2 protein-coding genes are annotated in these 2445 nt (G+C 68.9%); both read left to right on the plus strand.

Features of this window, described 5'->3' with window-relative positions:
* A partial coding sequence (locus tag AC5RV2_RS17085; RefSeq protein ID WP_494093330.1) for a PhoX family protein occupies window positions 1-1850 on the plus strand: 1850 nt, incomplete at its 5' end.
* Window positions 1851-1918: 68 nt separating this feature from the next.
* Window positions 1919-2445 (plus strand): thiamine pyrophosphate-binding protein (locus AC5RV2_RS17090; RefSeq protein WP_494093331.1); only part of this gene is annotated, 527 nt, incomplete at its 3' end.

Consider the following 2445-nt stretch of genomic DNA (forward strand, 5'->3'; position numbering starts at 1 on the left):
CTGCCGCGGAGGCACAGGTCGGGCTGGCCCCGGCCGCCAAAGCCGGCCGCGGACCCGGCAACCGGAGCAAGCTGAAGTTCGACGGCATCAAGGCCGTGCCGAACAACGTGGACGACGTCGTGGTGCCCAAGGGCTACAACTGGGATCCGGTGATCCGCTGGGGCGACCCCCTGTTCCACGGCACCCCGGAGTTCGATCCGGAGAACCAGACCAAGGAGTCCCAGTCGGGCCAGTTCGGCTACAACAACGACTACCTGGACATCATCGAGATCCCGGGCAGCAACGGCAAGCGTGCGGTCCTGTTCGCCAACCACGAGTACACCAACGAGGGCATCATGTTCCCGCCGGACATGCCCGTCGAGCGCCAGCGCGAGGTAGCCATGGCCGCCCACGGGCTGTCCGTCGTGGAACTGGAGCGCAAGGGCAAGGGCCAGCCGTGGACCTACGTCCGCGGGGCCAGGCTGAACCGCCGTTTCCTGATGGACACCGAATACGAACTGACCGGGCCGGCTGCCGGCTCCGACCTGCTGAAGACGCAGGCCGATCCCGCCGGCCGCACCGTACTGGGAACGCTGAACAACTGCGCCGGCGGCACCACGCCGTGGGGGACGGTACTCTCGGGCGAAGAGAACTTCAACCAGTACTTCAAGGTGTCGGCACCAACCGCGGAGCAGCGCCGCTACGGCCTGACCAGCGCCAACCCGTCGCGCGGCTGGCACATCCCGGAGCCGCGCTTCGACACCGACCGGCCCGAGGGCAGGAACGAAGACAACCGGTTCGGCTGGATCGTAGAGGTGGACCCGTTCGATCCCTCCTCCACCCCGCGCAAGCACACCGCCCTGGGACGGTTCAAGCACGAGGGCGCCAACGTGACGATCGCCGCCTCCGGCCACGTGGTCTCCTACTCGGGCGACGACGAGCGCTTCGACTACCTGTACAAGTTCGTCTCCAAGGGCACCTACCGCGAGGGCGACAAGAAGCACAACATGACCCTGCTGACCGAGGGCGACCTCTATGTGGCCAGCTTCAAGGGCAATTCCCCGCAGAACCAGATCGATGGCTCCGGCGTGCTGCCCTCCGACGGCGCGTTCGATGGCACCGGCCACTGGATTCAGCTGACCCGCGACGGCGAGTCGCTGGTGCCGGGAATGCGCATCGACCAGGTGCTGGTGTACACGCGGCTCGCCGCCGACGCCATGGGTGCCACCAAGATGGACCGCCCGGAGGACGTGGAGATCAACCCGGCGACCGGCAAGATCTACATGGCCTGCACCAACAACACCGCCCGGACCCGCGCGCAGGTGGACGAGCCGAACCCGCGGGCCAACAACCGGCACGGCCACATCGTCGAAATGACCGAGACCGGCGACCAGACCTCCACCGAGTTCACCTGGCAGCTGATCCTGGTGGCGGGCGATCCGGCGGTGGACGATTCGGTCTACTTCAGCGGCTACCCGGCCGACCAGGTGCAGCCGATCTCCTGCCCCGACAACCTGGCCTTCGATTCGGCCGGAAACCTGTGGGTCTCCACCGACGGGCAGCCCGGCACCATCCAGCGCAACGACGCACTCTTCCGCGTGACGCTGGAAGGACAGGAACGCGGCAAGGTGGAGCAGTTCATGGCCGTCCCGATTGATGCCGAGACCTGCGGCCCGCTGATCCACGACGACGACGGGATGGTGTTCGTCGCCGTCCAGCACCCGGGCGAGGACGGCAGCTGGGGAGCCCAGCGCTCGCTGTTCCCGGACTACGTCGGGGACGGGCGCCGCGCCAAGCCGGGCGACGCCGCGCTGCCCCGGCCGGCCGTGATCCAGATGTTCAAGGGCAAGAACGGGCACCTCAAGCGCTAGCCCGGCCACGCCGAGGAAGGCAGGCGGCCGCGTCCCTCGGGGCGCGGCCGTCTGCTTACCATGAGGGGGTGACTGCGCAGCTGAGCTCGATGGATACCGCCCGACTGGCCGTGAAGGCCTTGGTCTGGGGCGGAGTGCGCGACGTCGTCATCGCGCCGGGCTCGCGCAGCGCCCCGCTGGCGTATGCGCTCGCCGAGGCCGAAACACACGGCGACCTGCGGCTGCACGTGCGCATCGATGAGCGGGGCGCGGCGTTTACCGCGCTCGGGCTCTCGCTGGGCTCTCTGCGCCCGGTTCCGGTCGTCACAACCTCCGGAACGGCGGTGGGCGAGCTGTTGCCCGCCGTGATGGAAGCCAATCACGCCGGCGTGGAACTGGTGGTGCTCTCCGCCGACCGCCCGGCCGAAATGCGCGGCACCGGTGCCAACCAGACCACGGTGCAGCACGGACTGTTCGGCATCCACGTGCGCTCGGCCGTCGACATCCCAGCCGGCGACGACCCGACGGACGCCATCCGCACCAGCCTCCTCCACGCGAAGGGCATCCAGCCGGCCCCGGCGGCCGCGACGGCCGACCTGCTCTCGCTGGCTGCCAC

It is taken from the genome of Arthrobacter sp. Y3225116 (assembly GCF_059091245.1).